At 56.0% G+C, this 22,762-nt stretch carries 21 protein-coding genes, 1 tRNA gene and 2 pseudogenes; 13 read left to right on the top strand and 11 right to left on the bottom strand.

The annotated features are described in order from the left end of the window. On the top strand, nt 1-207 hold a 207-nt coding region (locus tag ERE07_RS21850; protein ID WP_209021173.1), incomplete at its 5' end, for a hypothetical protein. Here ERE07_RS21850 and ERE07_RS17300 read toward each other — a convergent pair. From ERE07_RS17300 to ERE07_RS17285, 4 genes are all read right to left on the bottom strand, one after another. Then, nucleotides 201-1,220: an Ldh family oxidoreductase gene (locus tag ERE07_RS17300; protein WP_167670967.1), complete on the bottom strand. Its 1,020-nt coding sequence runs from the start codon at nt 1,218-1,220 to the stop codon at nt 201-203. The genes ERE07_RS21850 and ERE07_RS17300 overlap by 7 nt on opposite strands. A gap of 53 nt (nt 1,221-1,273) precedes the next feature. Then, nucleotides 1,274-2,668: an MmgE/PrpD family protein gene (locus ERE07_RS17295; RefSeq protein WP_167670965.1), complete on the bottom strand. Its 1,395-nt coding sequence runs from the start codon at nt 2,666-2,668 to the stop codon at nt 1,274-1,276. Nucleotides 2,669-2,792: 124 nt separating this feature from the next. Continuing rightward, nucleotides 2,793-3,050: a tautomerase family protein gene (locus ERE07_RS17290; RefSeq protein WP_280634380.1), complete on the bottom strand. Its 258-nt coding sequence runs from the start codon at nt 3,048-3,050 to the stop codon at nt 2,793-2,795. Next, the gene (locus ERE07_RS17285; RefSeq protein ID WP_130010288.1) at nt 3,001-3,966 is read right to left on the bottom strand and encodes a Bug family tripartite tricarboxylate transporter substrate binding protein; all 966 of its coding nucleotides are present in this window, start codon (nt 3,964-3,966) and stop codon (nt 3,001-3,003) included. The genes ERE07_RS17290 and ERE07_RS17285 overlap by 50 nt, the downstream gene beginning before the upstream one ends. A 323-nt stretch (nt 3,967-4,289) precedes the next feature. On the opposite strand from ERE07_RS17285, the gene ERE07_RS17280 reads away from it, so the two are divergent. Together ERE07_RS17280 and ERE07_RS17275 are read left to right on the top strand one after the other, a co-directional pair. Further along, on the top strand, nt 4,290-5,495 hold the full coding sequence (locus ERE07_RS17280) for an ROK family transcriptional regulator (RefSeq protein ID WP_130010287.1): 1,206 nt from the start codon (nt 4,290-4,292) through the stop codon (nt 5,493-5,495). Nucleotides 5,496-5,596: 101 nt separating this feature from the next. Then, a tRNA-Thr gene (locus tag ERE07_RS17275) sits at nt 5,597-5,672 on the top strand. 849 nt (nt 5,673-6,521) lie between these two features. On the opposite strand, the gene ERE07_RS17270 is transcribed toward ERE07_RS17275, so the two are convergent. Continuing rightward, nucleotides 6,522-7,433 carry a LysR family transcriptional regulator gene (locus ERE07_RS17270; RefSeq protein ID WP_130010286.1) on the bottom strand — a complete coding sequence of 304 codons (912 nt, stop codon included), beginning with the start codon at nt 7,431-7,433 and terminating at the stop codon, nt 6,522-6,524. A 188-nt stretch (nt 7,434-7,621) separates the two neighbouring features. Here ERE07_RS17270 and ERE07_RS17265 point away from each other — a divergent pair, with 188 nt between their 5' ends. The 4 genes from ERE07_RS17265 to ERE07_RS17250 are packed head-to-tail and all read left to right on the top strand — an operon-like array spanning nt 7,622 to nt 11,481. Next, complete coding sequence (locus tag ERE07_RS17265) at nt 7,622-8,533, top strand: Bug family tripartite tricarboxylate transporter substrate binding protein (RefSeq protein ID WP_167670963.1); 912 nt, start codon at nt 7,622-7,624, stop codon at nt 8,531-8,533. A gap of 11 nt (nt 8,534-8,544) precedes the next feature. After that, the gene (locus ERE07_RS17260) at nt 8,545-9,831 is read left to right on the top strand and encodes a CaiB/BaiF CoA transferase family protein (RefSeq protein ID WP_167670962.1); all 1,287 of its coding nucleotides are present in this window, start codon (nt 8,545-8,547) and stop codon (nt 9,829-9,831) included. A gap of 10 nt (nt 9,832-9,841) precedes the next feature. Further along, nucleotides 9,842-10,678, top strand: coding sequence for an enoyl-CoA hydratase/isomerase family protein (locus ERE07_RS17255; protein WP_130010283.1), 837 nt, complete (start codon nt 9,842-9,844; stop codon nt 10,676-10,678). 17 nt (nt 10,679-10,695) lie between these two features. Beyond that, nucleotides 10,696-11,481: a sulfite exporter TauE/SafE family protein gene (locus tag ERE07_RS17250; protein WP_130010282.1), complete on the top strand. Its 786-nt coding sequence runs from the start codon at nt 10,696-10,698 to the stop codon at nt 11,479-11,481. Nucleotides 11,482-11,629: 148 nt separating this feature from the next. Here ERE07_RS17250 and ERE07_RS17245 read toward each other — a convergent pair. Then, nucleotides 11,630-11,731: pseudogene (locus tag ERE07_RS17245) on the bottom strand (transposase domain-containing protein); the annotation flags it as partial. 180 nt (nt 11,732-11,911) lie between these two features. On the opposite strand from ERE07_RS17245, the gene ERE07_RS17240 reads away from it, so the two are divergent. After that, the gene (locus ERE07_RS17240) at nt 11,912-12,094 is read left to right on the top strand and encodes a hypothetical protein (protein WP_130010281.1); all 183 of its coding nucleotides are present in this window, start codon (nt 11,912-11,914) and stop codon (nt 12,092-12,094) included. A 305-nt stretch (nt 12,095-12,399) separates the two neighbouring features. Here ERE07_RS17240 and ERE07_RS17235 read toward each other — a convergent pair whose 3' ends face one another. Beyond that, a complete protein-coding gene (locus ERE07_RS17235) occupies nt 12,400-12,687 on the bottom strand; it encodes a helix-turn-helix domain-containing protein (protein ID WP_130010280.1) in 288 nt (95 codons plus the stop codon). A gap of 235 nt (nt 12,688-12,922) precedes the next feature. Beyond that, nucleotides 12,923-14,125: an MFS transporter gene (locus ERE07_RS17230; RefSeq protein ID WP_130010279.1), complete on the bottom strand. Its 1,203-nt coding sequence runs from the start codon at nt 14,123-14,125 to the stop codon at nt 12,923-12,925. Between the two features lie 410 nt (nt 14,126-14,535). Here ERE07_RS17230 and ERE07_RS22380 point away from each other — a divergent pair. Next, nucleotides 14,536-14,757, top strand: a pseudogene (locus ERE07_RS22380) (alpha/beta hydrolase-fold protein); the annotation flags it as partial. On the opposite strand, the gene ERE07_RS17220 reads toward ERE07_RS22380, so the two are convergent. Next, complete coding sequence (locus ERE07_RS17220; RefSeq protein WP_130010277.1) at nt 14,691-15,023, bottom strand: hypothetical protein; 333 nt, start codon at nt 15,021-15,023, stop codon at nt 14,691-14,693. The pseudogene ERE07_RS22380 and the gene ERE07_RS17220 overlap by 67 nt on opposite strands. Before the next feature lie 176 nt (nt 15,024-15,199). Here ERE07_RS17220 and ERE07_RS17215 point away from each other — a divergent pair, with 176 nt between their 5' ends. Further along, complete coding sequence (locus ERE07_RS17215; RefSeq protein ID WP_130010276.1) at nt 15,200-17,422, top strand: TonB-dependent receptor; 2,223 nt, start codon at nt 15,200-15,202, stop codon at nt 17,420-17,422. A 63-nt stretch (nt 17,423-17,485) separates the two neighbouring features. Here ERE07_RS17215 and ERE07_RS17210 read toward each other — a convergent pair whose 3' ends face one another. After that, on the bottom strand, nt 17,486-17,983 hold the full coding sequence (locus ERE07_RS17210) for a GFA family protein (RefSeq protein WP_130010275.1): 498 nt from the start codon (nt 17,981-17,983) through the stop codon (nt 17,486-17,488). 116 nt (nt 17,984-18,099) lie between these two features. Further along, entirely contained in the window at nt 18,100-18,651 is a 552-nt protein-coding gene (gene thpR, locus ERE07_RS17205) for an RNA 2',3'-cyclic phosphodiesterase (protein WP_130010274.1), read from the bottom strand. A gap of 296 nt (nt 18,652-18,947) precedes the next feature. Between thpR and argE the strand changes: the two genes are divergently transcribed. The 3 genes from argE (at nt 18,948) to ERE07_RS17190 (ending at nt 22,758) form a co-directional block, all read left to right on the top strand. Then, nucleotides 18,948-20,096, top strand: a complete 1,149-nt coding sequence (gene argE / locus ERE07_RS17200) for an acetylornithine deacetylase (protein ID WP_130010273.1) — start codon at nt 18,948-18,950, stop codon at nt 20,094-20,096. An 81-nt stretch (nt 20,097-20,177) separates the two neighbouring features. After that, nucleotides 20,178-21,782, top strand: a complete 1,605-nt coding sequence (locus ERE07_RS17195; protein WP_130010272.1) for an ABC transporter substrate-binding protein — start codon at nt 20,178-20,180, stop codon at nt 21,780-21,782. A gap of 4 nt (nt 21,783-21,786) precedes the next feature. Next, nucleotides 21,787-22,758, top strand: coding sequence for an ABC transporter permease (locus ERE07_RS17190; protein WP_130010271.1), 972 nt, complete (start codon nt 21,787-21,789; stop codon nt 22,756-22,758). The last annotated feature ends 4 nt before the right edge of the window (nt 22,759-22,762 follow it).

Raw genomic sequence — 22,762 nt, 5'->3', positions numbered from 1 at the left:
TCTGCCCACGTACAAAGCGAGTCAGATCGACCAGCTCCTGCCGCACAACTGGCAACCCGCTACGGCCTGATCAACAACGCCTGCATCAGCAGGAGTCAAGGTGTGTTCGCCGGAACCTTACGTTGTACAGACAAACAGTGTTCGCCAGATGAAGGGATTCTCGGGCACGCGCAGCAAACAAAGGCGAGCGTAGTATTAAATTATTGATTTTGGCAGAACGCCTTGATCTCTTCGTAGAGCCTGCGATTTACAAGCACACCGCGCACCTTGCTTTCTGCACGTGCTCGCCAACGCCCCTCGCCTGGCAATCGTGCTCGCGGCTCCCTTCGCACTTGGTCACACACCTCGTCTATGCGATGACTGAACCCAGGCAGAAACGCATCGGGATGAATTGCGATAATCGTTTGCCCAATGCCGGGAGGGTCGCCCTCATCGTCAATCACTGAGCTTGCACGATGTGACGGATTGGCGCCCGTCAGCGCAGATGAAAGGGCCTCCACGATCCACGCGAGGTTTACGCCTTTGGGACCCGCCATGGGTAACATGGTTCCAGCGAGTGCGGCTTGTGGCTCCCGGGTAGGAATGCCGCGATCGTCCAACGCCCAACCCTCAGGCAGCAATTCGCCTGCCAAAGATTTGCGTACCACTTCGCCTCGCGCGGCCACTGTGCATGCCTGATCGATAACCAATGCCGGCCCATTTGGACCGGGAGCGGAAAACGCGATCGGATTTGTTCCAAATACTGGTTTTATCCCTCCCCAAGGCGCCACTGCAGCGGGCGCATTGGCAACGGCAATCCCTAACATCCCTTGTTCCGCAAGCCGCTCGACGTGATAACCCATGGCGCCCGCGTTATAAGAGTTGGTTACCCCCAGCATCGCAATCCCTAGCTTTCTGGCTGCGGCGATCAGACTTGGCAAACCAAGATCGATCGCCGGGTGAGCGAAGCCATGCGCCGCATCAACGAGCACGGCCCCTGGCATCGCCTGTTGCAGAACAGGTAGCGCGCACCCATTGACCTTGCCCGACAATACGTGACGGCAATATGCCGGCAAACGCATGAGGCCATGGCTGTGCATATCATCGGCTTCGGCGGCCCTGATAGATTCCGCGACGGATTTCGCGTTATCTTCCAGCACGCCACAGCCAAGCAGGGCGACCAAAGCCAACTGATAGACCTCATCAACGCTGAGCAGCGTAGCGTCGGACGTGTTCTGCATAGCAGTACTCCACATGCAAGGGGTTGCCTCAGCGCCTTGCCAGCGCGCCAGCGCTAGTGCACATCAAGGGCGCGACTGAGGCGGGCCAGATTGTCGGCTTGATCCAGATCGCTAATGGCATCGATAACTTCATCGGCTTGCGTAGTGGTCATAAAGTCTTCTACGCAGAATCGAAACTTTCCTTCGAGCTCTTCAAGCGTGAAAGGGTTGCGCGGATCGCCTTTTTGATAATCCACGCGTTTGGTCAACACCCGGCCGTCTTTCATGTTCATCGTCAGTATCGAAGGCATCGACATCGGACGAAGAGGAACCTTGTCGAGTTCTGGGTCCGCAAACGCGTCGACCTTATCGGCGATAGCATGGAGCTTCGGATCGTCGTAGGTTTGGGGGTCGAAATGATCGACCTTTAGCTTTCCCTGGTTCAGCACGCCAACAGCAATGCAGAACGGCAGACTCATTTGTGCATCCAGCTCATTTGCTGGCCGAAACTTGCGGGATCGATCGCCATGGTAGTCAATGCAATAGGGAATCAAGAACGACTTGATTCGATAATGCAGGGATTCAACATCCTCCATATCGATACGGTGTTCGCGCATCAATGCCAGCGTGGCTTCAAGTGGCGCTGCATTGCCGTCGCAAAAGGGATAATTCTTGAACGACGTTTCGAGAATGTCGTAGCGATCGCCAAGGTCGGCGAGCAAACGCTCTGGATGAGATTGCTCTGAATACACATTGAAGATGCCATACGCACCTTCAAACACGGTTCTGGGCCCGTTCACACCGGCCAATGCCAACCGTGCGCTCAATACCCCGCCTTGCGCGGCCTTGGCAACGTGAAAACGCTTGGTGTCCTTACCTTCTTTGAGAAACTCGATGGTGCCGCCCGCATAGCTGGCGGCAATTCCGAACGCATCGGCCAATTGACCCGACGTGAGTTTCAAGAGCCGTCCCGCCACCGCAGTCGCCGCGAACACACCGCAAACGGCGGTAGGCTGAAATCCTCTCATATAAAGTTGCTGGGCATTGATGGCATCGGCTACCCGCACCGCCACATCGTAGCCCAAGGCAATGGCGGCCAGCACTTCGCGTCCGGTAGCTCCCACGGACTCACCCACAGCCGCCGCGGTGGGAGGAATCAGACTGCCAACCTGAATGCCTGCATGATCATCGTTATAGTCCATGCTATGCGCGAACATGCCATTGACCAATGCAGCCGATGTATCGGGTACCCGATCACCGTAAAGCCAAATGCTCGCCTCCTCCACCCCTCCCTGCCTTCTGACTTCGCTCAAGACTGCTTGCGCCCAGACTTTGGCGCTGCCGGCAATCGCCACGCCAATCGAATCCATCAGACAACGCTTTGCCTGCTGGAGTACCTCAATTGGCATCCGTTGGCTGTCCTGCTCTACGACATACTGAGCCAATAGTTCTCCCATGGCTTTGCTCATTCCGTGATCTCCTGATTCTGCAATATTGATGGTGGGATGGCATACGAGCAGCATAATCATCTGCGGAACGTACAGATATACAGGTGCCGTCGCATTTGCAACCAGTGTTTCTAAACGTTCTTGCCTAATCTGGCCTGGCTATCGGTTTACCCCCTATTCCCCACTCGCTGCGTGGCACCTCGTTGATGACCACCCAGGTTGAATCGGGCTTGGAGCCGAGCGTATTGACGAGTGCAAGGGTGACAGCTTCTATCACCTTCTCTTTCTCTTCGTATGTACGACCTTTTCCGAGATATATGTGTGCAAGTGGCATAGTTCTTCCTCTTTCAGATTTAATTCTTTTCCAGCCCGATACTGGCGATGATTGATTGATACTTGGCAACTTCTGACTGAATAAACGCCTGAAACTCAGGTGGTGAAAGCGGGTTGATACTTCCCCCCTCCGTGCCAAGACGCTGCTTGACATCGTCCGTGGATACCGCAGCCCGAATCTCCTTGTACAGCCTGTCGATAATGGACTGAGGGGTGCCGGCAGGCGCGAATATTCCGAACCAGTTCGTAATATCAAATCCGTCGTAGCCCTGTTCGGCGACAGTGGGCACGTCCGGGATTGCTGGGGAGCGACTACTGGTTGAAATGGCGATTGCTTGCAACCTGCCCTCTCGAACATGCGGCATGGCGAGCGGCATGCCAGAGAAAACCATCGAAATACGGTTCCCTATGACCTCCGGGACTGCCTGAGACGCACTCTTGAACGGCACATGCAAGGCGCTGGTCGATGTCATGTGATTCAGCAATTCGGACGCCAGGTGGAGCGTGCTGCCAACGCCAGCAGATGCATAGGACAACGCTTTCGGATTTGCCTTTGCGAGGGCAACCAGGTCCTTTAAGTTGCTCACGCCCAGCTCAGGATTGACGACAAGGAGCATGGGCGTAGTACCCACAATGGTGATCGGTTCCAGGTCCCGTATCGCGTCATACCGCATGGTGCTGAACAGGCTCTGGTTGATCGCAATTTCGGCGTTGTAAGCCATTAATAATGTATAGCCATCCGGGGCGGCTTTGGCGACCGTTTCTGCGCCAATCATGCCGCTTGCGCCAGGCCTGTTTTCAACGATGACAGGCTGACCGAGCGACTGACTCAACTTCTCCGATACCATTCTTGCCAGGATATCGGCGGTTCCTCCGGGGGCAAGCGTTACGACCAGACGTATTGGTTTGACAGGGTACTTGGCATTAACACTACCCATCATAAATACTGTCAGCACTACTAAAAGAAAAGCTCTCGTGATGGCCATGATTCGTCCTTCTCCATTCTGGTTGGCATCGTCACCTGTAGTGAGCCGGCCAGCCGATGATTAGCTCGATTCAGCGCGGTGGTTGATACCAGAGTTGTGTTGTCTCCATTTTTTTTGACGCGTATGGCAGCTCATCAAACGAGCAAGTACTACTGCAGCAAACCGTAGGGTGTAAGCCCGACCATGTTGAAGTCACCTCGTTCAATATGGGGTGTCTTTTTGTGCTCGCTCATATGCTGTGAAAGAAGTCTATCGTATTTTATTACCGTCAACAAGTAATTAAATACACCAGCCCCAAACAGCTCTTGTTATGATTTCGACTTATGCATGCGCTACATACGCGATCTCATTCCACGCGAGATATCCGCCGCGACAACCGAAGCCTGGTCCTGACGCTTTTGCGCCGGCATACCCTGATGTCGAGGGTAGAGCTTGCGCGGCAGGCGGGGCTGACCGAAGCCGCCATTTCCCGCATCACCCGCGAGCTTGTCGACGCGGGCCTGATCGAGGAAAAACCCGTATTTCCTGATGGGCGTCGAGGCCGGCCGATGGTCAACCTCGCGCTGGCAGGCAATGGCCTCTATGCTTTGGGTGTCGACATCGGGGCCAACTCGCAGTCGCTTTGCCTGACCAACCTCACGGGCGAAACCATCATACGTGAGGATCTGGACTTACTTTCTTTCAAAACCGCAGACGCGGCACTAAAGTATTGCTGTAAAAAAGCGCTGAAGATGGTTCAATCTGCAAAGGTGCCGCCCCAGCGTCTGGTCGGCGTGGGCGTAGGCATCGGCATTCCTGGCGCAGCGGATCATCTCAATCGAAATCTACTACAGTCACCAACGCTGGGATGGGAAAACTTGCCCGTCGCAGACATATTTGAGGCGGCGCTATCGGTGCCTGCACGGGTAGAGGGCAGGCCCAGGGCAATTCTGTTTGCTGAGCACACCAGCGGTGTCGCGCAGCAAAAGGATAATGTTTTACTGATACATTTAGGTCTGGGCATTGGTGTAGCCGTCATGATCGACGGGCATGTTCTGCGCGGATCCAGAAACTCCGCAGGGCAGATAGGGCACCTGCACGTAGACCCCGCCGGAGTTGAATGCGTCTGCGGACAGCGTGGGTGCCTGGATACTATGGCGTCTGGCTACGCTATCGTGTCCAATTTGGGCATGACAGTCGCCCACGCGCCTGCCGACACGGCCCGAATTGAGAACGTGCGGTTGCTGAAGCATGCGGAAAAAATGGCTCACGCCCAGGATCCCGCGACAATCACGATATTTCGTTCGGCGGGTCAGTCTTTAGGCAAAGCCCTGACTCAGCTGGCACCGGTTTTTGACCCGCAGTTGGTCATTCTTGCCGGTGGCTTGACTCAGATACCAGGCTATATTGAGGGTGTCCGAGACACGCTGGCCTTACCCCCACACATTTCCTGGGAATGTTCGACCATGACGCTTGAACACGCAGCAGTCTGCCTGGCCTTGGATACTTTTGTGTTCGGCCCGCGCCTGGACCTGGCCAGGTTCGCATAACATGCTGGAGAGCAGACCCGTTTGGGGATCTCAGCGGTTATCGCGCCACTTTCCATCTTCAAGCTGAACAAGAGCAAAATTTCGAGTAGAATGACGCCTTCGCCGGTTTAGCTCAGTTGGTAGAGCAGCGCACTTGTAATGCGAAGGTCAGGAGTTCGACTCTTCTAACCGGCACCAGTATTTATGCGGGTTTCCGCAGAAAAGGGTCACTAGAAATAGTGGCCCTTTTTGTTGCCAGGACGACAGCAGGACAAAACTGGCACGGATTGTGCAAAAAAACAGAAATAATGACGCATATCTGCAACAGCGCTGCCCACTCATATAAGTAAGTGGCAGTATCAGATCCGCGACTGCCGTACTCAGCAGAGCGGATGCTATTGATCAGTCGACGTGCCGGAAGCGGCTGAGCGTGACGATAGTGATCCTTGGAAGTAGTTAGCAGTCAAACTACGGATAAAAAATCTCCTGCTACTTCTTAGCCAACCCGACGGCCTCATCGCCTATGCGTTACTGCTGCGTCCTCCATAATTCGTTGCGACCTGTCCTCAGACTCGTCGCACCGGCATTACCTTGTAAACAATAGCCGTCGGCAAGCACATCAGAACGTATATAAATGAATAAAAACATCTAAGACTGCGCCCCACTCTCATTATTTTAAGCATCGGAACACTAGTTGGATGCGCCACAACCTCTGTCAAACCAGCACGAGCAATGGACGATCGCTCTTCTTTGCTTAGTACTCAGCAACCTCGTCTTCAAATTATTGCGATACAAGAACGAGATAGTCACCGCGTTTTTTGGACTCCTCTCAATCCATAGCATGACATTCTCGGCACAAGTGCTGGTAGCTTTCTTAACCCTCGTATACGTGCGTAAAACCATTTAGACGCTCGAGTTGACCGACAAAGGTGCAATGCTTCTCGCCTAGTCCAGCACAAGCACAGACTACCCAGCCTGTAATAGTATGCATCATGCCGGCGCGACTGTTTCTTCTGGACGGATGTTGGCCGCGGCCGACTATTGCGCTTAACAGGACATTTCAGGAAAAAAGGACTGCGAAGTACGAATCAGATTATCGATTAACGACTCAGCGACTCGACTGAGATATCCTGGATGTCGATGGACGATACCAACAATACGACGAGACATCCAATCCTTAGGTTTGGCCATTTCAACATACCGTTTGTGGTCTAGGTCGCGCAAGAGTGAAGATGGCAGTAATGAGATTCCATCGATTTTTGAGGCAAACTCCAGTGCAGGGTAATAGCCACTCAGACTAACAATACATGATGGCGGAGCCAGTCGTCGACTTAGAAATTGTTTATCGAACCAGATGCGAGTTTCGGTGCCAACACATGGGACCAGCCAATTTTGATGCGCTAATTGAGTCCATTCAATGGACGAAGCGTTTGCGAGGGGATGATCGCGCGTAACAACGGGGATCATGGGGTCTCGAAAGAGCGGAATAAATTTCAGCGCTGGGCTTAGGGATGAAAGTCTGTTAGTTATCGCAAAATCTGTAGTTCCCAAAAGAACCTCTTTTGGAAGTGTGTTAGACATTCCTGTTGAAATCTGGATATCTAGTGTCTTCATTGAAAATAAGGGTTGGCACGCAGCAGCAATCAGCTCCTTGGATACGCTAATGCCAACCGCTAAGCGGATACTGCCTGCTTTGCCCTGACGTAAATCGCGAACAGCTGACACAGCGTCCATGATGTGCTGATCTGCACCGCGAGCATACGCATAAAAGGCACGTCCAGCCTCAGTCAGCCTAATGCCTCTTGCTAATCTTTCGATCAAAAGGCTTCCTACGGCTCGTTCCAATCTTGCCATGGATTTGGACAGCGTCGGCTGGCTTATACCCAGTTGTAAAGAAGCGGCCATCAGACTTTGGGCGTTGGCAACCGCTACAAAATTTCTTACGTCTTCGGTTCGCATATATATTCCAAAATGGAAAGTGAGCAATGAACGTCATTATTGCTGCATGTTCGCACCGCGTCTACTATGGGCTCACAAAATTTCAGGCTTAAAACAAGGAGGCAGTTATGGGATGTGATCAAAGAAATAAGCAAAGTCGGTCAGGTCTGCTGATGGTCGTTGGAGGCCTTTTTTTATCAGTCGGATGCATGGCTGGACAGGCCAAAGCAGCTGATGGCTGGCCACGGGATAAGCCTATTATGATAGTCGTTCCGTTTGGGGCCGGCTCGGGATCAGAGGTTAACGCGCGGTTCTACGCTAAGGCGCTCAAAGAAACGCTTAATGCAAATGCTGTAGTTCTCTCCAAGCCAGGTGCTGCCGGGATGATCGGTGCGGGATTTGTGGCGAAAGCGGCTCCCGACGGTTACACCGTACTGATGGGAAGTGGCACCGCTAATGCTGCTAACTACGCGATTTATAAGGACAGCATATCTTATAAGCCTGAGCAGCTATCGCCGGTGGCCATGCTTTACGTATCCCCTGTTGTCTTGTTCACGACCAAAGATCGGGAAGGCAAGTCAGTTAAGCAATTTTTAACTGGCAGCACAGGAAATGTAAATTGTGGCAGCGGAAACACCGTTACCGAAGTTGCCTGCGAAATGATTAAGCTACGCTCGAACGCTGATACTGTGACGGTGCAGTACAAAGGTACGGCCCAATCGCTACTTGATTTGGTAGCTGGACGGCTTTCGGTGTCATTTGCCGATATGGCCGCCGCCATGCCGTTCTTGTCAAATGGTTCGGTGCGTGCCGTGGCTATCTCAGGTAACGAGCATCTTCCCACACTTGAGGGCGTTAAAACTTTTGCTGAGCAAGGAATCCCGGACTTTGATTTCCGCTCTTGGAATGGGCTTTTTGTGCCTGCGGGAACACCGCCAGAAGCGATCAAGAAACTGAACAAAGCTGCCCAAGTCATGTTGGCCAGCCCTGAATGGGAGCAGCAACGAAAACAGAACTCTGGTCTTAAGGTTGATCCGAGTCTGGAATATGCTAGACAGTTTGTAGCTAATGAAATTGCTCTGTGGAACCGCTACGCAGAAGAAACCGGCATCAAGAAATAGTAGGAATGATTATGGACACACAACCCGTTATAACAGTGAGTAGCCACAGTGATAAATTGCCTTTGGAAGGATTGACTGTAGTAGATTGGACTCATGTTTTATCCGGACCTTTCACGTCCTACAACCTTCGGTTGCTGGGTGCTACGGTTATCCGTATCGAGCGCGTAGATGGTAGCGATATCATTCGTACAGGTACGAATGACCTTGTTAGGGCTAAGCTCGAAATGGGAGATGCCTATGTCATGTTATCAGGTGGCAAGGAGTCTTTGGCTATAGACGCACGTGTCCCCACTGGAAAAGCGGCCCTACTCGAACTGATCGGAAAGGCAGATGTGCTGGTCGAGAATTTTCGTCCAGGTAAGCTTCGAGATTTGGGGTTTGATCCCATGTATCTAATAGAGCGATTTCCAAGACTTATTGTGTGCTCTATCAGTGGATTCGGCCAGACCGGTCATATGTCCCAACGTCCCGCCTATGATCACGTTATTCAGGCAGCCAGCGGCATGATGTCGGTCAACGCCGACGAAGATGGTAAACCCCAGAGAGTCGGTGTTCCATTGGTCGATTATGCAACAGGCATGCATGCGGCACTGGGGATTCTGGCAGCGCTACAACGCCGCACTCGTGAGGAGCAGAAGAGCATACCTCAAAAACGTGGGGAGTGGCTTGATGTTTCCCTATTCAACACTGCGCTGACGCTGCTGGCGCCAGCATATTCAACTTATGCCGTAAGCGGACAAGAGCGCAAGGCTACTCGTGCAACCGCGTTTTCGGGAAATCCGCTCTCTGGTACCTTCGCCGGGCAAGACGGGGTGTTTGCCATTGTCTGCAATACAGAGAAGCAATCGAAACGATTCGTTGATGCAGTCCGGACACTCGGGGTTGATCACTCCGAAGTGCAGCGTCTGGGGCAGGCAATAGAAGCAAATGATGTTGAGGCGGTCCATAAACTGCTAAATGTCGTTTTTGAACGCTTTCCACTTACTTTCCTAGAAAATGCCTTCGTTGCTGTTCAAGTCCCGTTCGCCAAAGTGCGCACGCCTTCTGAAGCATATGCATCGGAGAGCAAGAACAATACAGCGTGGCCTGCGTTAACCGTGCCTGGACTTAAGGGGCAGACGATACAGGCGCCTGGCATTGGCTTTGGTTCTACCCGAAACCTTGATGCGGCCCTTACCCCGCCGCCGCTACGCGGCGAGCACTCAAGACAGATTTTGAGCCGGATAGGCATTCCAAGTGAAGTAATCGAACAAATGTGTGCACAGGGCGTACTTTTGGATACGGGCCGTTCTACTTGAAGGAAAAGTTATGACTGTACAGAGCGATAGCGTAGCGCAAGATCAATGTTTAATAAAAAACATTGATGGCGGAACTCTCTGGTTAACAATGAATCGCCCAGATAAGCGAAATGCGCTCTCGGATTTAATGTTGATTGAAATGCGCCAGACATTGACGGAAGCATTCCATGACGATGCAGTCCGCTCCATCGTTATACTGGGCGCAGGAGGGTGCTTCTCAGCCGGCCGGGATTTGAAGGATCTGGGTGGCCCTGGCGCGGTGCCTGTATATCTCCACGATGATTCTTTGGATAAGACGGTCGATATTTTTACCGAAGTTCTTTGCATGTTGCTTGAATCTCCCAAGCCGACAATTGCAGCAGTGCACGGTTTTGCGGTCGGAGGTGGGCAAGCAATAACGCTTGCATGCGACTTTGTTGTTGCCGAAGAAAGTGCAAAATTTGCCAACGTCGAGATTCAATACGGATTTCCAGCAGCGCTCAATACGGTTTTGCTCACCAGGCACTTGGGCAGACGGCAAGCGCTGGAGATTGCAATGAGCGGATCCTTGCGCTCATCCAGTTGCTACCAAGAGCTGGGCCTAGTCAATAGGGTCTGTGCAACTGGAACAATTAAGAAGGCCACTCGGGAATTTGCTAATGAGCTCAATTCACATGCGCCCTGGGCACTTCGACGAACCAAAGCTATTTTGCAAATGGCACAAGATTGCCCCTTGGAGATTGCCATGCAACAAGGCGGCCAGCTCAACCAATTACTTCGATTGGGCTCTACCCTTGAACAAGCTTACGGGGAAAGCGAGCAGAGCAGGCAAAGAGTTCGTTCCTCTGTCAAGAGTGAAATTTCTTGAGTGAAAAAGGATAGGTTTTGGAGATTATTCTTGTCGCGCTCTATTTGGGAATTTCGGCAGTTTGCATAGGTGTAGTGACTGGTGCGACTGGGATCGGCGGTTTTTTGATTATCCCGGCTATGATGGTCATTGCAAGTATCGACGTAAGGACGGCAATTGGCACTGCGTTGGTAATCAGTGCAGCTACGGGTTTACTTGGTGCGAGCCTCTATCACAGCAATGGCAATTTGTCATGGACCTTGGCCCTACCCCTAATAATCGGTGCTTCATTTTTCGCCACAGTAGGTGGCTGGCTAAACCAGTGGCTTCCCGTCAATCTGATCGCTGGGGCATTGGGGTGCACTATGTTGTTTGGTGGGGCATCTGTTTTGAAAAGGGCGCAAAAGGATGGCTCAGCTAAATTGTTGAAAATCACGCCGTTCGATCTTGTGGCACTAGTACTGATTGGTAGCCTGTCAGGTCTGGTTGCAGGTTTGACGGGAGCGGGCGGTCCCTTGGTCTCAGTGCCATTAATGACCGTTTTTTCCTTTCCCGTACTTGGGTCCATCGGAGCCAGTCAACTCATGCAAATAGCAGCCAGCCTTTTTGGTGCGCCTCTGTACTGGCAAACGGACAATATTTCCCTATTTGCCCTGACCATTGTGATTCCTTGTCAGATGCTTGGGACCGTCTTCGGGGTCAAGCTTTCTCACGCGGTTAACGTCAATGTGGCTGCTCGTGGCGTTGCATCATTAGGGATACTGGGTGGGGCGGCCATACTCTGGGTCGCGATCAAACAGCCACTCTTTCTTGATGCACTCTGATCTTGTACTTCGTATAGTAAATCAGTGAAATTTGTCTCTGGGTTGCCCAAGCCGCTGCTTGGTATGGCTTATTCTCGCATAATGCGCTTTTGTTGTAAGCGTTTTGGGAATGCAGGTTGACGAGCGCGCCCTTGGCGTGCCTTGTCATTTATAGGGTACAAGGTTGCCAGTAGTGATGCGGCAGTAGTTCGTCGATCCGGCTGGCCGGCTGCGTCGGCAGGCGTGAGAGCACATCCTTCAAGTAGGCGAACCCCACAGCGCTGAAGCTAGCCTTGAATCACCTCCAAGGCGCCGCTGGCTATCACGCCGGCCGCAAGAGCTCCTGCACAAATTCTATTACCTCACGGAAAAATCAGCCCACGCTACTACGTCAACATTGACTTTTTCATCTAGAATATGAATACGTTACACCCATTTTCAGGAGCGTTCTATGACTGCAAATTCAAACGTCAAACCGCCGTCAGCTACGCCATTGCCCTCGGACGACAAAGCACTGCAAGTGTTGCGCGAACGATTCGACAAACAACTGACGTGCTTGACTGAGCCAGGTGCTAACGAGCGCTTACGCCTCCTCATGGACAAGCCAATTAATCTCGACGGCATTCGTGTTTGACCCTCGGCGCTGGCTGTTATCGACGCTTCCCCGCAGCTACTGAGCATCATTTTGTCGTAGGACAATTTCGGGACAAGGGGGACAGTAACCTGAGGCTCCTTTCAAGTACTCCTCAACGATTGCCTGCTTAAATTCCGCGTCATATTGCGCCATAAAAAATACCCCGAAGGTTGGATGAGTGTCCAACTTTTGGGGTGCAGTTCATATCGGGGGATTCGGACATTCGTCAAACCCGGTTAATTACACCATTCCAACCGCATTGAGCCAAGACCCGCATGCGGTAATTCTCAAAATTCCGGAAACCATCAGGTAGCCGCTACTTCCTCCAGCCTGATAACGGCACGGTTGCCGGTAGCTTCGGCATAACGTGAAAGCGTGCGTAAGGAGGGCATCGTGCGACCACTTTCCAGCCGGGCTACGGTCGATTGTGTTGTATGCATCCGTTTAGCCACCTCGCCTTGGGTCAGTCCAGCACGTACTCGCGCGCCTATCAACTCACGGGCAATGGAAAATTCCGGTGCTTGTGCATCATAGGCTGCTCGCGTTTCAGGGTCCGCCAGCAAGCGGGCCTTCAGGTTGGTTAGATCACTCACCGTTCAGGCTCCGTAATATCGGCGGGATAGCCATCAGCTCGTCTTCCGCTATGGGCAATAGCCTTACATACCATGCCATAAGTATATCTCTTTTTTGCTATATACGATCGTGATCGAGTGGCATCCCCGCCTTCCAGTTTTCGGGCCGTGCCTGCGGCTGCTCGATAGCGGCGGAGTCGCTCATGTCGCAACGTTCATGTGTTGCACAAAACCGGTAACGCGCGCCGCCCCCCATTCAGCTTTCGCGGTTGCCTGCCTTGAGGCGGGCATGCGGCAGCCATTTCCAGAAGATGGCCGCTGAGGCGAAGCCAAACATTCCGGTGAGCGCGATGCCGGAGCCCAGCGACACCAGCGCGGTCATGCCCGACAGAATGAAAGGGCCGGCGCTGGTGCCCACATCGCTGATCAGGCGCCAGATGCCGAGAAACTCAGTGCGGCCGTGGTTGGGAGACGCGTCAGCGCCCAGGGTCATATTGATTCCCGAGCCAAAACCATTGCCCAGACCCATGAGCATGGCCGCGCAGACAAAGCTGGCCAGCGTCGTGGTCAGCGGCATCACAAGCAGCGAAAAACCCATGATCAGCGTGCAGGGCAGGGCTACCCACAACCGCCCCCAATAATCCATGATTCTGCCGGCGGGATAGAACACCAGCATATCCACGGCGGAGGACACACCAAAAATGACGGACGTCGCGGCCGGGCTCAGCCCAATATGGTCAGCCCATAAGGGAATAACAATCTGTCGGGCGGCCCGCATGGCACTGATCAGCAGAATCCCGGTTCCCAGCGTCAGGAACACACGCGCATGATCCCTGGCAATATGGCCCATGCGGGGCCGGGCGAGATCGATGTCCTCTTGCGTGCTGGCCTTGACGACAAGGTCTGGCAAGGCAAAGGCCAGGCCGCCGGCAACCAGCATGGCCGCAATGCCCACCCAATAAGCACCGCTCAGCCCCATGAAATGCATCATGCCGGCCCCAGCGAATGGGCCGGCAAACATGCCGATACGGCTTACGCCGCCCAGGGTGGACAGCGCGCGTGCACGCATCGAGAACGGCACCGCTTCAATCAAGTAGGTTTGGCGCGCCAGGTAAAAGACAGACGTGGACACACCTATCATCAACGCCCCAAGGGCCAGAAGAACAGGATGTGGCGCAGCGATGCAAAGGATTAATGCGATAACGGTGAGCACCGATGCGCCGATAAGCGCTTTGCGCTCACCGATACGGGCAGTCAGGAGGGCGGCGGGTAGATTGGCCGATAGCGAACCCAATCCAATCAGGGCGACAATCAAGCCGGCGACCGCAAATGAGGCGCCCAGGCTGCGGGCACTGAGCGCAATCACGGGCAATATTGCGCCATTTGCAAGCCCGAACAACAAAGTTGGGCCAAAGGCGGGAATGGCTATCTTTTTTAAACTGAAACTGGCTTCACCCATGCAAATATAGCCTTGAAATAATTCGACCTTTTTTCCCGGCCTCCATTTTACCCCTTCGACGAACAGCCTCTGCGATTCGCGACTCTTCTGGTTATCTTGCCGCCCTCCTCGACATGGTTTTGCGCTTTCTGATGTCTATTTCCACCGGCTTTCCCCTGATGATGGCCACGGCACCGGCCGCCGCCCAACCCGCGCCAGAGCCTCCCATCAGCGCCGCCCACATGCAAAACGGCTGAGTGCGCCGGGCGCGGTACAAACGACGGAGCTGTCGCGGGACGTCGGATTGCGCGGCATCAAGGTTTATCTCTCCATACCCTGCTGGCCATTGCAGATAGCATTGCCAAGGCTGAAAACTTGGCGGCGCAGGCCCCGAAGGCACGCCTGACCCGCAACGCGCCCAGCGTCGCAAGGGCGGCGCCGATGCCTTGCTGGCCTTGATCAGGCACCGCATCATGCCCTGGGTACATGCGGCAGCGCCCGTCAACAGTCAACTACAGTATCTATATGGGCATTCGTATGGCGGGCTGTTCACCCTCTATGCACTGGCCACGCAGCCGCCCGCACGTCAACGCCCCACGAGCGCCGCCAGCGCGGCGACACAGGCAACAATGGCCACGGCCAGACTGCCATAGGCCATACGGCGCAGCGCCTTGATTTCAGCCTGCAACCGCGCCGCCGCGCTGTCCACCCCTTCCATGGTCTCTTTCATCTGCAGCGCCAGACCCTTCACGGATTCGGCATTATGCGTAACCGCTGTCTGCAGTTCCTGTATTTGCTTGGGCACAATCTCGTCGGCCCTGCCACCGGGCGGCTTGGACGTAAACATGGGAACAGCTGCGGTGACGATCTGCGTGATATAGGGTAGCGCTATCTTGAGCGCCGGCAAAAATACAGCCATATGCAGCACCTCATTTCCAGGGAATTAAGTTGCAGTCTAGCACCGGCTGGCGTGCTACCCTTGCTTCCAGAGCCCGCGCCCGATCCACATGTGTCTTTCGAAAGCGCCCCTATCCCCCAGCCCCGACACGCGCGGGTGTTTGCGATGTATTGTGCCCTTCGCCGGAGTACGCCGCCATGACTTCCGCCATTCGGTCTCGCCACCTCTCGCCACTCGGCCACGGCCTTGCGCCGGTATGGCTTGCCATTAGCGCTACCGCCCTGCTGGCAAGCCCAGCCCGGGCTGAGCCCTCTTCGCCCAACGCGATCACTGCGCCCGCCAACGCCACGGTCGCCGCGTCGGCTACAACGGATCCGGAGGTTGCATCGCTCAAGCCTATCGTGGTCACCAGCACGCAGATCGAACGTCCTGTGTTCGACATACCCGCCTCCGTCGATCTACTGCAGGGCGAATTGATGCGCCGCAACCAGATGCAGGTGAATTTGTCCGAAAGCCTGGCGGCGATACCTGGCATTCTTGTGCAGAATCGCGAGAACTATGCCCAGGACCTGCGGATTTCCCTGCGAGGATTCGGATCGCGTTCCACGTTCGGCGTACGCGGGATACGGCTGTATGTCGATGGGATTCCCGCCACCATGCCGGATGGGCAGGGGCAGACATCCAATATCGATATCGCCTCCATTGATCGTATCGAGGTGCTGCGCGGGCCCTTCTCTGCGCTGTATGGCAATTCGTCGGGCGGTGTCATACAGATTTTTACCCAAGAAGGAGAAGGCCCCCCGAGCATCGGGAGCAGCCTGGCGACGGGCAGCAACGGGCAGGTTCGCTACGGCCTGCAGGCCAGTGGTTCACGGGGCGCTGGGCTGGGAGACCTGGACTACCTGATCAGTACCAGCCGCTACGTCACTGAAGGCTATCGGGACCATAGCGGTGCGCGCAAGAATCTGGCCAATATCAAGCTGGGGCTGGCGCCGGACGATGACAGCAAATTAACGCTGATACTCAACAGCGTCGACGTAAAAGCGGATGATCCGCAAGGGCTGACTCGGGATGAGTTCATGGAGGACCCGCGTCAGGCCGCTCCCAATGCCGTCACCTACAACACACGCAAGACCGTCTCGCAGACGCAGGGCGGACTCACTTACGAACGCACGCTCAATGTCGACAATACGCTGCGCCTGATGGCCTATTACGGCCAGCGCACGACCCGCCAGTATCTGGCCATTCCGCCGGCGTCCCAGCAAGCACCCAGCCATGCGGGTGGCGTGATCGATCTGCAGCGCGACTACGGCGGGTTCGATGCCCGCTGGGAATCAAAACTTTCTCTGGCGGGACAGCCACTTACCCTCATCGGCGGCATCGCTTACGACACGGTCACCGAAGACCGCCGCGGCTACAACAATTATGCGGGCCCCGCGACCAACCCCGTGCTCGGCGTCAAAGGCGACCTGCGCCGCAAGGAAACCAACACCATCTGGAACCTTGATCCTTATCTACAGGCCTCGTGGCAGTTTGCTCCGCAGTGGACGCTGGATGCCGGCCTGCGCTATAGCAGCGTGCATTTCGACGCCGACGACCATTACATCACGGCGGGCAACCCGGACGACAGTGGCGCGGCGACATACCGCAAGGCCTTGCCCATGGCTGCGCTCGGCTATCAGCCCAATGACAACGTTCACCTGTATGCCACGATAGGGCGCGGCTTCGAAACGCCCGCGTTCAGCGAACTGTCCTACCGCAATGACAATCTGCCGGGCCTGAATCTTGATCTGCAGCCTTCGGTGAATACCAGCGTAGAAATCGGCGCCAAGATCAAGTTGGGGCGTGGCCTGCTCACGGCGGCCTTGTTCCAGACTCGAACCGACGACGAAATTGTGACGGCAAGCTCTTTGGGCGGCCGCACCACCTATCGCAACGCGGGTCGCACACGGCGCGATGGCTTCGAGCTGGGCTGGTCGGGCGAGCTTGCGCGGCATCTGCGCGGTACGCTGGCCTACACCTGGCTCAACGCACGCTACCGGGATGGTTTCAACACCCCCGACGGCGTGATCCCTTCCGGCAACCAGATCCCCGGAGTCGCCCGGCAATCGGCGTTCGCCTCGCTGGACTGGGCGCCGCCAAGCGGCTGGCAGGCCGGCGTAGAAGGCCGTTATCTCGGAAAAATGTATGTCAACGACAGCAACGATGAAGCGACGCCTTCTTACTTCACGGCAGCCCTGCACGCCGGCTATGTCTGGTCTCTGGAGAATTGGCGCCTGAATGCCTTTGCCCGCGTCGACAATGTACTCGACAAGCGCTACGCCGGATCCGCCATCATCAACGCCGGTTTCGGCCGATACTACGAGCCGGCTCCCGGCCGCAACTGGACCGCCGGCCTGAACGCGTCCTTTCAGTTCTAGCCGACGGCAGGCGGCTGCCGGTGAATGCTGTCCAGGCCGCGCGCGCTCAGCAGGCGCAGCGGCTCATCTGGACGCCTCATCCAGCCCGAGCCGCTCATGCCACTGGGCAATGGACTCCTCGGGAAACTCCTTGAACACCTGATCTCCCGGCCGTGCATTGATTTCTACCCACGAGGCACGCGAATCGGCAAATAAGTGCGTGCGCTCGGGCGGAACGGGCAGATTGGTATCAATCGCGCTGGCAAAAGGGTGGATGAGATCCGGCCATTCGGGGCTGAACAGCCAGAGCGCGCTGCCACATTGACTGCAAAAATGGCGCTCGGCGGAGCTCTCGCGCGGATCCTCCCCTCCGTTTCGATTGATGACCGCGTGATACACCGATACATGCTCGCCGCCCTTGAGCTTGAGTGTTCGGGCATCTCCGGACAAGTTGATCGCATAGCCGCCACCTCCCTGTGTCTTGCGGCAGATCGAGCAATAGCAGCGTTGATAGGGATAAGGATTGATGCTGGTCAGCGAGAACGCCACAGCACCACAATGACAGGAACCTTCGAGTTGCATGTTGCACCTCCTGTTGCCTCTGTTAAGACGGCGACTGAGCCGCGACAACAGAGCAGGTAGCAAGTGCGATGCCCGGGATCGTTGCACTACCCTGGCCGGTTATATCGCGGAGCCTGTTATGCCGATAAAGGCATGCGTGCGAGCACGTTGTAGCAGGAGCCATGCTCAGCGGGCCGCGACGCCACCAGCACGCACTCGGCCGGTGTCCAGGCAAACGGCGGCTGCCGCAGCTCGGCGATGTTGCAGGGCCCGGCGCGCCGCAGCAACGAAACATGAGGCCTGAACGTCGAGGGCGTCTGCTCCCAGCCCAAGGCGCACAGCTGCGACCAGACCGATTGATGCAGCGCATCCAGCCATCCGACACGCTGGCCATCCTGGCCTCCCGGGCCTGCCCATACGATGCGGGGACCTTCAAATTTTCCGAAGCGATCCAGCACCAGCGTACCCACCCGGGCAGTCCACGAGGGTGCCGCGGCGACCAATGCCTGCGCCTTGTCAGCGGGCGTTTCCCCCAAAAAGGCCAAGGTGAGATGCAGGGTTTCCTGGCGCATGATCCTGCCGCCGCACAACTGGTGGGCATACCGGGCCCATACCATCATGCGTGCGGCATCCTCCTGGGACGGCCACAGAGCGAAAAACAGGCGAAGCGCGTCTGGATGTGAGTTCATGATGGGTAGGATAACGCGCCTGCCGACATCACGACGAAGTTTTGCGACGCCGGACCCTGGCCGGCGTTCATCGGGGATTACCCACCTGTTCAAGTGCGCGCAAGCTCACTACACTTCCCCGCTGTAGCGGTTGCCTGAGTGTGCACAACTGTCGCGCTGCGGCATAATGTGCAGGCTCGACCGGCGTCCGCAAACAAGCCGAACACCCGCCCACCAGGCTGGTGCCAAGCAGTCGCGGCTCCTACCGTACCGCGCGTCGTCGGCCATTGATCCAGATACCCAGGAGAGTCGCAGTCGTGAAGCAGCAAACCCTCGAGATGATCACCAAACTGGTCGGGTTCGACACGGTTTCACGCAACTCCAACCTGCAGCTCATACATTTCGTACGGGACTATCTGGCCGAGCATGGCGTCCAAAGCCACCTCGTCTCCAATCCTGAAGGCACCAAAGCCAATCTGTTCGCCACCGTCGGCCCCCAGGTGGAGGGTGGCGTCGTGCTCTCGGGCCATACCGACGTCGTGCCAGTCGATGGCCAGCCCTGGGATACCGACCCCTTCACGATTGTGCAGAAAGACGGCCGCCTGTACGGCCGCGGCACCTGCGACATGAAGTCTTTTTCCGCGATAGGCCTTGCCATGGTGCCGGATCTGCTGCGCCGCGGCCTGAAGCGGCCTATTCATTTTGCGCTCAGCTACGATGAAGAAATCGGCTGCTTTGGCGCGCCATCGATGATAGACAGGCTGACAACGGATATTGCGCGCCCCAGTGCGGTCATCGTAGGCGAGCCTACCAGCATGCGGCCCATCGTGGCGCACAAGGGCATCGCGGCGCTGCGCACCACGGTCACCGGGTACGAGGCGCACTCCAGCCAGGTACAGCGCGGCGTGAGCGCCGTCACCACGGCAGCACGGCTCATCACCTTCATCGACGACATGATGGCCGAGAACAAAGCCCGCGCAGCGGCGGACTGCCCATTTGTCCCGCCTTATACAACGCTGCATGTCGGTGTCGTGCACGGCGGCACGGCGCTGAACATCATTTCGCGCGAATGCGCTTTTGTCTGGGATATCCGCGCCCTGCCCGGCGACGACTGGCGGCAGTATCTGGAACGGTTTCAGGCCTACGCCGACAGTCTGCTGCCCGCCATGCGCGCCATTGCGCCGCAGGCGTCCATCGACACCGAAATTCTCGCCGATGCGCCGCCGTTGCGCGATCAGGGTGGCGCAGCGCAGCAATTGGTTTTCGGGCTGTGCGGGCATCATCACACCGGTGTCGTTCCTTACGCCGCCGAAGCGGGTCAATTCCAGGAGCGCGGCTTCGAAGTCGTCCTGTGCGGGCCCGGATCCATCGATCAAGCACACCAGCCCAACGAATATATCGATATAGACCAGGTGAGCGCCTGTGAGCGCTTCCTGGAACAACTGGCTGGCCAGTTAGCGACCTGACAACGGCAAACTGCGCAACGGCTACTGCGCAACCTTTGCCGAAGTACCCAACCAAAAACCAAGACAGGCAGGAGACAAACCATGAAACTCAAGCAGATCATCAAACAGACTGCGGTGGCCGCCACGCTGGCGCTGGCACTCGGTTTGGGCCAATCGGCGGAGGCCAAGACCTTCCGCTGGGCTTATCAGGGCGACATGATGTCGCTGGATCCGATGTCCCTGAACGAAACTTTTACGCTGGGGCTCCAAGGCTGGTTCTACGAAACCTTGGCTGCCTACGACAAAGACCTGAAACTGGTCCCGCAATTGGCCACCAAATGGGAGAACCCCGAGCCCACCAAATGGGTATTTCATCTGCGCGAGGGCGTAACCTTTCACGATGGCAGCCCGTTCACTGCGGATGATGTGATCTTTTCCTGGCAACGCAGCCTGACCCAGGGCTCGGACATGAAGGGCTATGGCGCCAAGGCCAGCGACGTCAAGAAAATCGACGACCATACTGTCGAAGTGACCACGCCCGAGCCCAATCCCATTTTGCCGCGTGACTGGACCTTCATGTACATCATGAGCAAGGCCTGGGCTGAAAAAAATGGCACCACCGAAGCCTCGAACGTGAAGGGCGGCGAAAACAACTACGCCGCCATGCATGAAAACGGCACGGGACCCTTCGTCATTGTGGATCGCCAGCCAGACGTCAAAACCACGCTCAAACGCTACGACGGCTACTGGGGCAAAGACATCCCCACCAATGTCACCGAAGTGATCTTCCAGCCCATCACCCAGGAGTCCACACGCGTCGCGGCCTTGATCTCGGGTGAAATGGATCTGGTCATGCCTGTGCCGGTCCAGGATTGGCCACGACTGGAAAGCGAGCCCAATGTCGAGGTGCTCAATGAGCCCGAGGCGCGCGCCATCTTTATCGGCATGGACCAGCATCGCGACGAGCTGCTGTTCTCCAATATCAAGGGCAAGAATCCATTCAAGGACAAGCGCGTGCGCGAAGCGATCGACCTGACAGTGGACACCCGTGTCATCAACAAGAAAATCATGCGCGATGCCGCCAAACCCTTGGGCACGCTGATCGCCGACAAGATCAACGGCTATGACGAGTCTTTTGGCAAGCCTTATGATACCGATGTCGAGAAAGCCAAGAAGCTGCTGGCCGATGCCGGCTATCCGGACGGCTTCACCGTGCAGCTCGATTGCCCGAACGACCGCTATGTCAACGACGAAAAGGTCTGCCAGGCCGTAGCCAGCATGCTGGCGCGCATCGGCATCAAGATCGACCTGCTCGCGCAGACCAAGTCCAAATACTTTGCCAAGATCCTGCTGCAGGCCGGCAACAACACCAGCATGTACATGCTGGGCTGGACACCGAGCTCGGGCGATGCCGCCAACTCGCTCAAGAACCTTGTGGGCTGCCGCGACGACAAGACTGCCTCGGGCCAGTTCAACCTGGGCGGTTACTGCAACAAGGAAATCGACGCGCTCATCGGCAAGATTGAAGTCGAAACAGACCAGGCCCTGCGCAACAATATGATCAAGGAAGCCTTCACCATCCTGCGCAATGACTATGGTTATGTGCCGCTGCACCAGCAGCCTATGTCCTGGGGCGTACGCAAAGGCATCAAGGTCGCGCAGCGGGCGGACGATGTCCTGGATATCCGAAGTGTCGTGATGCCTTGATGCCATGATCGGCTTCATCACGCGGCGGCTTGTCCAGTCGGTCTTCGTCATGCTGACCGTGGGGCTGATTGCCTTCGGTATGTTCCGGTATGTGGGAGACCCGATCAATAACATGGTCGGGCAGGACACCACGCTGGAACAGCGGGCCCAGCTGCGCAAGAGCCTGGGCCTGGACGATCCCTTTCTGGTGCAGTACGGGCGCTTCATGGTCAACGCGGCACAGGGTGACTTTGGCGTGTCCTACCGCCAGCGCCGGCCGGTCAGCGAGCTCATCGAGAGCAGGCTGCCGGCCACGCTGGAGCTGTCGCTGGTCTCCGCGCTCATCGCGTTGTTCCTGGGTATCCCGATGGGCATCTACACCGCCCTCAGGCGCAATGGTTTTCTCTCGCGCGCGTTCATGACGCTGTCGCTGATCGGCATCTCGCTGCCGACATTTCTCATCGGCATTCTGATGATTCTCTTCTTTGGCGTGATCCTGCGCTGGCTGCCCAGCTTCGGGCGCGGAGACGTCGTCGATCTTGGCTGGTGGACAACGGGATTCCTGACCAAGAGCGGCTGGCAGTCCCTGATCATGCCTGCATTCACGCTTGCACTCTTCCAGATGACATTGATCATGCGGCTGGTGCGCGCCGAAATGCTAGAAGTGATGCAGACGGATTTCATCAAGTTTGCGCGCGCCAGGGGGCTGCCGGACCGCATGATTCATTTCAGGCATGCGCTCAAGAACACGCTGGTGCCCGTGATTACCATCACCGGCTTGCAGCTGGGCGCCATCATTGCCTTTTCCATTATCACTGAAACCGTCTTTCAGTGGCCGGGCATGGGGCTGCTGTTCATCCAGTCCATAGGCTCGGTAGACATCCCGGTGATGGCAGCCTATCTGCTGCTGATCGCTTTTTTCTTTGTCATCATCAATCTCGTGGTCGACCTGCTGTATTTTGCGGTCGACCCGCGCTTGCGCATCAGCAAGAACTAGCAAT

Origin of the sequence: Allopusillimonas ginsengisoli (genome assembly GCF_004153455.1) — a bacterium.
In the GTDB taxonomy this organism is placed as follows: domain Bacteria; phylum Pseudomonadota; class Gammaproteobacteria; order Burkholderiales; family Burkholderiaceae_B; genus Allopusillimonas; species Allopusillimonas ginsengisoli.
Note: the sequence above shows the minus strand (reverse complement) of the source record. Positions and strands in the feature narration are given on the sequence as shown.

What these genes read in the sequence shown, in the direction of transcription:
- ERE07_RS17270 (WP_130010286.1), bottom strand. Translation starts at nt 7,433, where the DNA reads ATGCGAACCGAAGACGTAAGAAATTTTGTAGCGGTTGCCAACGCCCAA.
- ERE07_RS17240 (WP_130010281.1), top strand. Translation starts at nt 11,912, where the DNA reads ATGACTGCAAATTCAAACGTCAAACCGCCGTCAGCTACGCCATTGCCC.
- ERE07_RS17215 (WP_130010276.1), top strand. Translation starts at nt 15,200, where the DNA reads ATGACTTCCGCCATTCGGTCTCGCCACCTCTCGCCACTCGGCCACGGC.
- ERE07_RS17265 (WP_167670963.1), top strand. Translation starts at nt 7,622, where the DNA reads ATGGCTGGACAGGCCAAAGCAGCTGATGGCTGGCCACGGGATAAGCCT.
- ERE07_RS17285 (WP_130010288.1), bottom strand. Translation starts at nt 3,966, where the DNA reads ATGGCCATCACGAGAGCTTTTCTTTTAGTAGTGCTGACAGTATTTATG.
- thpR (WP_130010274.1), bottom strand. Translation starts at nt 18,651, where the DNA reads ATGAACTCACATCCAGACGCGCTTCGCCTGTTTTTCGCTCTGTGGCCG.
- ERE07_RS17260 (WP_167670962.1), top strand. Translation starts at nt 8,545, where the DNA reads ATGGACACACAACCCGTTATAACAGTGAGTAGCCACAGTGATAAATTG.
- ERE07_RS17230 (WP_130010279.1), bottom strand. Translation starts at nt 14,125, where the DNA reads ATGGGTGAAGCCAGTTTCAGTTTAAAAAAGATAGCCATTCCCGCCTTT.
- ERE07_RS17220 (WP_130010277.1), bottom strand. Translation starts at nt 15,023, where the DNA reads ATGGCTGTATTTTTGCCGGCGCTCAAGATAGCGCTACCCTATATCACG.
- ERE07_RS17255 (WP_130010283.1), top strand. Translation starts at nt 9,842, where the DNA reads ATGACTGTACAGAGCGATAGCGTAGCGCAAGATCAATGTTTAATAAAA.
- ERE07_RS17210 (WP_130010275.1), bottom strand. Translation starts at nt 17,983, where the DNA reads ATGCAACTCGAAGGTTCCTGTCATTGTGGTGCTGTGGCGTTCTCGCTG.
- ERE07_RS17295 (WP_167670965.1), bottom strand. Translation starts at nt 2,668, where the DNA reads ATGAGCAAAGCCATGGGAGAACTATTGGCTCAGTATGTCGTAGAGCAG.
- ERE07_RS17280 (WP_130010287.1), top strand. Translation starts at nt 4,290, where the DNA reads ATGCATGCGCTACATACGCGATCTCATTCCACGCGAGATATCCGCCGC.
- ERE07_RS17195 (WP_130010272.1), top strand. Translation starts at nt 20,178, where the DNA reads ATGAAACTCAAGCAGATCATCAAACAGACTGCGGTGGCCGCCACGCTG.
- ERE07_RS17300 (WP_167670967.1), bottom strand. Translation starts at nt 1,220, where the DNA reads ATGCAGAACACGTCCGACGCTACGCTGCTCAGCGTTGATGAGGTCTAT.
- ERE07_RS17190 (WP_130010271.1), top strand. Translation starts at nt 21,787, where the DNA reads ATGATCGGCTTCATCACGCGGCGGCTTGTCCAGTCGGTCTTCGTCATG.